This window comes from Mesorhizobium sp. IMUNJ 23033, assembly GCF_044778005.1.
GTDB classification, from domain to species: Bacteria; Pseudomonadota; Alphaproteobacteria; order Rhizobiales; family Rhizobiaceae; genus Mesorhizobium; species Mesorhizobium amorphae_A.
In genome coordinates, this window is the sequence record NZ_JBJACT010000069.1 from 1 (window position 1) to 7205 (window position 7205).

7 protein-coding genes are annotated in these 7205 nt (G+C 60.7%); 3 read left to right on the forward strand and 4 right to left on the reverse strand.

The features are described 5' to 3' along the window. Window positions 1-401 precede the first annotated feature (401 nt). Window positions 402-1235, forward strand: a complete 834-nt coding sequence (locus tag ACFX5Q_RS34480) for a methyltransferase domain-containing protein (protein WP_404285010.1) — start codon at window positions 402-404, stop codon at window positions 1233-1235. A 175-nt stretch (window positions 1236-1410) separates the two neighbouring features. Here the strand turns inward: ACFX5Q_RS34480 and ACFX5Q_RS34485 are convergent, their stop codons facing one another. From ACFX5Q_RS34485 to ACFX5Q_RS34495, 3 genes are all read right to left on the reverse strand, one after another. Continuing rightward, entirely contained in the window at window positions 1411-1551 is a 141-nt protein-coding gene (locus ACFX5Q_RS34485; protein WP_404285012.1) for a hypothetical protein, read from the reverse strand. A gap of 366 nt (window positions 1552-1917) precedes the next feature. Continuing rightward, complete coding sequence (locus ACFX5Q_RS34490) at window positions 1918-2835, reverse strand: DMT family transporter (protein WP_404285013.1); 918 nt, start codon at window positions 2833-2835, stop codon at window positions 1918-1920. A 21-nt stretch (window positions 2836-2856) separates the two neighbouring features. Beyond that, the gene (locus tag ACFX5Q_RS34495) at window positions 2857-3330 is read right to left on the reverse strand and encodes a hypothetical protein (protein WP_404285015.1); all 474 of its coding nucleotides are present in this window, start codon (window positions 3328-3330) and stop codon (window positions 2857-2859) included. On the opposite strand from ACFX5Q_RS34495, the gene ACFX5Q_RS34500 reads away from it, so the two are divergent. Beyond that, window positions 3320-4759: a LuxR C-terminal-related transcriptional regulator gene (locus tag ACFX5Q_RS34500; RefSeq protein ID WP_404285017.1), complete on the forward strand. Its 1440-nt coding sequence runs from the start codon at window positions 3320-3322 to the stop codon at window positions 4757-4759. The genes ACFX5Q_RS34495 and ACFX5Q_RS34500 overlap by 11 nt on opposite strands. Before the next feature lie 443 nt (window positions 4760-5202). Here ACFX5Q_RS34500 and ACFX5Q_RS34505 read toward each other — a convergent pair whose 3' ends face one another. Next, window positions 5203-5367: a hypothetical protein gene (locus ACFX5Q_RS34505; protein WP_404285019.1), complete on the reverse strand. Its 165-nt coding sequence runs from the start codon at window positions 5365-5367 to the stop codon at window positions 5203-5205. 372 nt (window positions 5368-5739) lie between these two features. On the opposite strand from ACFX5Q_RS34505, the gene ACFX5Q_RS34510 reads away from it, so the two are divergent. Next, entirely contained in the window at window positions 5740-6384 is a 645-nt protein-coding gene (locus ACFX5Q_RS34510; protein ID WP_404285021.1) for a peroxiredoxin-like family protein, read from the forward strand. Window positions 6385-7205: the final 821 nt, after the last annotated feature.

The window sequence follows — 7205 nt, forward strand, 5'->3', positions numbered from 1 at the left end:
CAGGGATAACCCATGCGATGTCGGAGGCATCATAGCCTGCAAAGCAGATTGGGACCTTGTTCGCCGACCCCATCAGGGCCAGCAGCTTCGAACGGCTGCATGAACAGGCCGGACAGAAGACTGCACCCGACCAATGCGCCAGAACAACGAATTACCTCTTGCAATACGGGAGCCATCCACAGAGGACATCGCTAGTGGACAGGCCACAGGCAGCTTTGCGCCTCGAACCGGACATTCGTGAACGGCAAAGTTGCGCGATGAGGTTGGCCAGCATGGCAACGTCGCGTCATCCGTAGGTCCCAAGCGGACTGTGTTTGTTGACCGCGCGATCGAGCTGTCGCATTCTCGAAAATACGTGATCAACGCCTGATTGCCGCATGCTCACGTTAGAGGAATGCGTCTTGACACAGCCAGACAAGTATTTGCTAGGGCGTGGCGAGGCCGAGGAGATACGGCTCAAGCGCCAGATCGCCAATCTGGCGCCGGATTCCGACGCGCATTTCGACAGGATCGGGATCAAGCCGGGCGAGCGCGTCATCGACCTTGGCTGCGGTCCGGGAGGTGTCTTGCACCTGCTTGGCAAACGCGTCGGCTCGACCGGATCGGTCCTTGGCATCGAACGCAGCCACCACTTTGTCGAACAGGCCCGCCGCTTTGTTGCTGACCACGGGCTATCGCAGGTCGAAGTTCGTGAAGGCGATGCATACGACACGCAGTTGCCTCGAGCGTCGTTCGACGGTGCTCACATGCGGCTTGTTCTCGTCAACGTGCCGGAGCCCGAGCGCATCGTGCGCGAGATGGTCTCACTGGTGCGTCCCGGAGGCTGGGTGGCAAGTTTCGAGGCTGACTTTCTCGCCCTCATCTGCGATCCGCCGCTGCCGGCGTGGACCCGTCTCCTCGACGCCTACAAAGCCTATTCGGCAGCCCAAGGAATCGACCTCTTCGTAGGCCGGCGCACCCACCGGCTGTTTCGCGACGCTGGAGTTGTGGACCTCCGCGTCGATACAGTCGTCCATGTTTATCCACCGGCCCATGAGCGGCGACCGATCCTGCGGGACTTCATCAAAAATGTTCGTGATAAACTGATTGACGGTGGCTTCATTGAGCGTAGCGACCTCGAGAGCGATCTGACCTCCCTCGAAAATCACCTGGCCAGTCCAGAAACGCTGGTGACCTCGAACGTGTTTTTCCGGCTTTCTGGCCGAGTTCCTTTGAACGTGATCTCCAGTTCCTAGCCTAGAGGCGGACACCCCCTGCCCAGTATGCATGGCATGTCCCGCAGATATGCTCCTTAGATCGGCGCAACTCACTTCACCCGAAAGGTCATGTCCGCCTCATGAGCTGCTGTTGAGGTGTAAGCTCACCAGGGACTACGTTCGGTCGAACTAAGGGCTGTGTCGAAATTGATTGTCAGACATGCAAATCGTCGAGCAGCGCCTTGGCATGCTTCAGATCGAGCGTGTCGAATCCTTCCGTGAACCAGCCATAGACCGGGGCGAGAAGATTGCGGGCCGTATCCCGCTGGCCCTGTTCGAGCGACAACCGCGCCATGTTTCGCTCGGAAGGAGCGGCGGCTTCGCGCCGATCTCGGTCATTAAAGTTAGCTGTGCGACTGCCTTAAAGCGGACATTACGGGCGACCGCGCTGGAGGTCGCGGGTGCGCCGGGAGCGGTCGTTAAAGCGATCAAGGCCGAGCGGCCGGAGCCCACCCTTTGCGGACCTTCGGCAAGGCGCGTGGTACGGCTGCGGTTGAATCCAGGCTGGCGAGGCCGATCGAACCCGGACTAGGCTCGATGAGGCCTCCTACCGGGGTGTGCGTCAGTTGTCCGATTGGCCTGGCGCATTCACGTTCAGGCTTATCTCAATCACCAATTTCCGGCGGAGGGCCTCCACTTGATTTGCCAAGGGGATGGTTTCTCACTCTGCCGCCACTGGCTTGGCAATTTCGGATCTGCGCACTGACAGGGACAGCAAGATGATTGCTCCAAGTACGATCGCAGCCCCGAGAGCCCCGACCGACGACAGCCGCTCCCCTAGAAACATGGCCGCGCCAATCGCTCCGAACACGCTCTCTGCGCTGACGATCACGGCGGCATGGCTGGCCGAGGTAAACCGTTGGGCGATCGACTGGATGCCGAAGGCGCCTGCCGTCGAGAATATGCCGAGTACAGCGAGTTCCGGGGCCGCGTCGCTGATGGCAGCCATCGATAAATTGCCGTGAAGGGCTCCAAGCGGCAGGGTGATCACGGCCGCGACGAGAAATTGAGCGGCAGCCGCTGTGACCGGAGCGCCATGGGTTTGCATATGGCGCCCGAGCTCGACCATCCAAAGCGCGTAGCATGCGGCCGAAAGTATCGCTGCGAGATCGCCCTGACTGAAGCTGGCGGTCAATCCGCCGGACAGAAGCAGCACGCCGACCAATGTCACGCACGCCGCAAGTCCGACCACTGCGGTCGGTCGCTCGCCGATCAGGAACCAGGCTGCGAGCGGCGTCATCACCGTTGCCGTGCTCACCAGGAAACTCGCATTGGTGACCGAGGTGCCGAGATAGGAGACCTGCTGGATGGCAATGGAAATTGAAAACAGCGCGCTGACTCTGATAAGACTCATCCAGTAGCCCGGTTCGAGCTTTCTTCCCAGTTCGAGCATCATCAGCGGCGCGGCCAAGAGTCCCGCAATCAGGCAGCGCGTGCCTACGGCGCTGAGCGGATCGAGATGATCCAGCACGGTCTTCTGCGCAACGTTACCGAACCCCCAAAATGCGGCGGCAAGCAGCAGCAGACAGTTGGCCTGCACCTTCGACATATCGATGTCTCGACAAAGCTTGCGCCGCAAAAGGGCGGATCGGTGATTTAGCTAACCGCCGGCCTGCTTGTTCAACTGGTTGCAATTTGGGCGAGCGCCGACGGGGAAGATCTCATAACCGGCTTCGATCAATTGGAGGCTCATCTCCTCGAAATGCCGATTTGAGCCGCTGACGATCGATTCAGGCGTGTAGTTCCAGCCGTTGCGGGCAGCATTTGCCAGGATGTCGGCATACACACGCATGCTGGCGATTTTCACGTTTGATTCCAGCAACTGTCGGCACCCGCTTGCGAACGAGGGCGACGCTGCGGCGCAAAAACCCAAGACCGTGCATGCCAGCACTATGGATACAGAACGCATGGAATCCCCCTTGGCTGATTGCAGCTTGTTGCCGTAAGGGAAGCTTGCACCGTGTGAGCCTGCGGCGGGATCGGGCAGATGCTGTATTCGGCCTACCGCATTTGTAGTATTCTTCCGCGACGGCAGTCGAACAGCTTCCTGGGACGCGGTTTCCATGATGCTCAATGACGCTTCGAAAGCTCACACGCTCGATGCCCTGTCGGGTCGCGAGCGCGCGGTCGCGGAAAAATTTGCCGCCGGCCTGACCTATCGGGAGATCGGCAAGGCGCTTTTCATTGCCCCGGCCACTGTTCGCACCCACCTTGCGACCATCTACGAAAAACTTGGGGTGCGTAACAAGATCGGGCTCGCGGCCCACTTTGCCGACACCTCCGGCGCCCAGCCGCAGGCGCCTTTACCTCTGTCTGACGCCTCGCCAGTGCTCGCCATATTCCCCATCGTATGCCTGAATTCCGAAGAGCGCTGGTGTCGCTTTGCCGACGGCCTGTCGTCTGAGATCACCATTGACCTGGCACGATACGCGGGTTTGCCCGTCATCGCTTTCCACACGATGAAATCGCTGGGCAGCAAGCCCGCCGATTTCGCGGCCGACGGCAAGGCGCTCGGCGTTACCTATATCGTGTCGGGCCAGTTGCGCGCGGACGACCAGAGGGTTCGCGCGACGATAGAGCTTGCCGACGCACGCAACGGCGTCAGCCTGTGGAGGGAGCGTTACGACCGCTCGGTCGAGGATATTTTCGCGCTCCAGGACAGCCTGACCGAAAGCATCATCAACGTGCTCGTCGGTAGTTACGGAACGCTGGCCACGGTCGGCCGCAACGCGGTTCGCCGCAAGCCGCCGGCCAGCCTGCGGGCCTACGACTACTATCTGCTTGCCATCGAACAGCACACCACGTTCAGCCGCGCCGGCAATGAGGAGGCGATTCGCCTGTTTTCACGCGCGCTGGAGCTCGACCCTACCTTCGCCAACGCCTGGGCCGAACTCGCCTATGCCTATTCGATCGAGGCCTGCAACGGCTTCGGAGACAATCTGCCAACGTCGATCGAGAACTGGCGGGCGGCGGCCGAAACGGCGCTGCGGCTCGACCCGACCGACAGCTGCGCCCACGCTTGCCTTGGGAATCTCAGGGCATGCCTCGGCGACCTCGAGGGGGCGGAGCATGCGTATCGGTGCGCTTTCGAATACGGCTCGCACTATGCCGGCATACTGACACTGCTGGCCGGCAGCAGAGCTCTTGTCGTCGGCGATCCGTCCGAGGCAATTCCGCTCATCGAGCGCGCCATGCGCCTCAATCCGCTGGCCCCGCCCTGGTATTTCGGTATGCAGGGCCGCGTCCTATTCGCCGCCGACCGGCATGAGGAGGCCATTGCGGCGCTGCGCAGAAGCGTGCCCGAGTCGCCGGACGTGCTGATGTTCCTGGCGCTTGCGCATGCGGCCATGGGCGAGACCGAAGAGGCGGCCAGGATCGCAGCCCGCTTGAAAGCTGAATTTCCCAGCTTTTCGGTCGAACGCTTCATCGCAGGCAACCCCGTGAAGAACCCGGACGCGTTGCTTGCCATCCGCCACGGCGCCGAACTGGCAGGACTCCCCTAAGGTTTTGCCCAATTCCGAAAGCCCGAGACGATGCCGCCGACCTCGCGATCCATGTTCGCCGCCGTGACGCTTAAAAGTCACAGCATGGATCCTAGGGTCTCCGCTGCTTCGCTCCTGCTCCGCCAGAAGAATAGCTTCAACTGTCGACCGATCCGAGGGGACGCCGAGCGAATGCCAGCTATGGCGCGACCTGCTCGTTCGGGCGAATGAGCCGAACGGCAACTTTCCACCCCTTCAGCGACGTTGCCGCCGTGCAGCTGCAATGACCGGTTCGGGTCAGTTCACGTCGATGCACGCAGGGCGCTTGAAGGTCCGTTTCTGACCTTCCGAGCCTCGAAGCTGCCAGTCCGCTTCCGGCCCATTGCGGTCATCCGCGAGTATGCATCTGGCTGACTGGTATTGGCGCTTAGCGGACCTTTTGGGCCGCGATCATGGCGCGCCGTTTAATTAGCCACAATGTTAACATGGATCGTCCGCCGGTCGCCTTTTGACGCGGATCCGTTCAGTTTCGCGCGCGGAGGAACGGCAGCTTTGCGCCGCATGTCGGCCGTTGAGGTGATCTTCGCTTTTGCCCGATAGCGGACGTTGCCGGCGACCACCTTGGACATCTTGTTGCGCCATTTCCAGACATTCCCGACGCTTTTCGGGAGCGGACCTTCGCTTATCGTCCGAAACCGACCCGTTGACGACCTTGGGCGTTGCAGACTTGAACCTCCAAATCGAGGTCGGGAACCTGACCTTCAGCGCAAGAGCATTCGGGAGTGCGCTCGCGTGAGGTCATTCACCACATTTGGAGGCGACCCGCAGATGCCTTTTCGTGTTATGGTGGGCTTGCAACGCGCGTAATCTCGACCTCGGCAATATGGCAGAGGTCGAAAACTATTGCCTTGGCACAGGGAGCTTTCGCCCCAGCACTTGATCGCCTCCGAAACGCTGGGTGTGCTGCTTTCCCTGACTGACCCGGGGCGAGGAGGTTGTCCATGTCCACGAGTAGTGTTGACCGCCCGCTGCAGCCGGGCGACCGGGCACCGAATGTTGTGCTCAATGCGATCTCACGCGAAGGCAAGATCGCGCTCGATGATTTTCGAGGCCGTAGCCCGTTGTTGATCGGTTTGTTCCGAGGCCTGCACTGTCCGTTCTGCCGGCGCCATGTCGCGGCGATGGCGCAACTCAAGCCGGCCCTGGGTGAGAAAGGCGTCGAATGCCTGGCGGTGGTCAATACGCCGGTCGAGCGGGCGCGGCTCTATTTCCGTTACCACCCGGCACCCGATCTTCTCGCCGCATCCGACCCGGAGCGGGCCTCGCACCGTGCTTTCGGCTTGCGCGAGGTTGGGATGGACACGGTCATGGCGATACGGATCCATCTCCCGGGCGAGTTGCCCAAACCTATGGACGTCATGGCAATGAACGAGTTCCTCAACAAGAAGGAAGGATATGAGATTACGGAAGCCGATCAGCAGGCGATGGTGGCTTCCGGCCAGGGGCAGCTTGTCGGCCAGTTCCTAATCGACCGGGCGGGCATCGTACGCTGGAACTTCACTGAAGTTCTGGAGGATGGCCTCAACACCTTCAGAGCGCCGAATCCCGAGGAATTGATGTCGGCAGCTTCCCAAGTTGCACATTAATAGGCCGCGGAAATGGGCTGCTGAAAACTCGCTCGACGGCCACCGTCCTGTGGTGATTCTTTGGATTTAACAATCATCGAAATGCTCAGCGCGGGCGGCTAAGGTCTGCCCGTGGGCTTCGTAGCGATTTCGATTCAACGGTCTGCGGACCGCCCCCGACGCTAGAGTGAGCAAGCCGCAGAGGCGGGGCGACGTCCGCTCCTTGCCGCAATCACGTCGTTACGACAGGCGCGCATACGGCAAGTTTCCACCCAACCTAGTCCTCCAACGGCTTCTTCCGCGTGCAGAGCGGTTAAAAGCACGGATCGCCTCGATTGCGCCACTACTGGTCATTCGCAGCGCGCCTCGTTAGCTGACCTTCAGCCACCGGCCGGAGTCGACCCTCTGCGGTCGTCCACGTATACCGCTCCGGCAATTGCCAACGCAGTGTTCCACGCGACGGGCAAGCGTGTGCGGACATTGCCGATCAAGATTGAGGATGTCCTGACCGCATGAACCACGAGCCGAACGCCGGCCACCCGGACGGAGTTGGACAAGGAACCATGGGTATGACGCCGTCGGGCGAAATGTCTGATTTCGGGATTGAAATCATGTAGGCAGGTCAGGATTGGGTCCAGCGCTGGTTGTGCTCGATGTCCTCTGTGGATGGCTCCCGTATTGCAAGAGGTAATTCGTTGTTCTGGCGCATTGGTCGGGTGCAGTCTTCTGTCCGGCCTGTTCATGCAGCCGTTCGAAGCTGCTGGCCCTGATGGGGTCGGCGAACAAGGTCCCAATCTGCTTTGCAGGCTATGATGCCTCCGACATCGCATGGGTTATCCCTG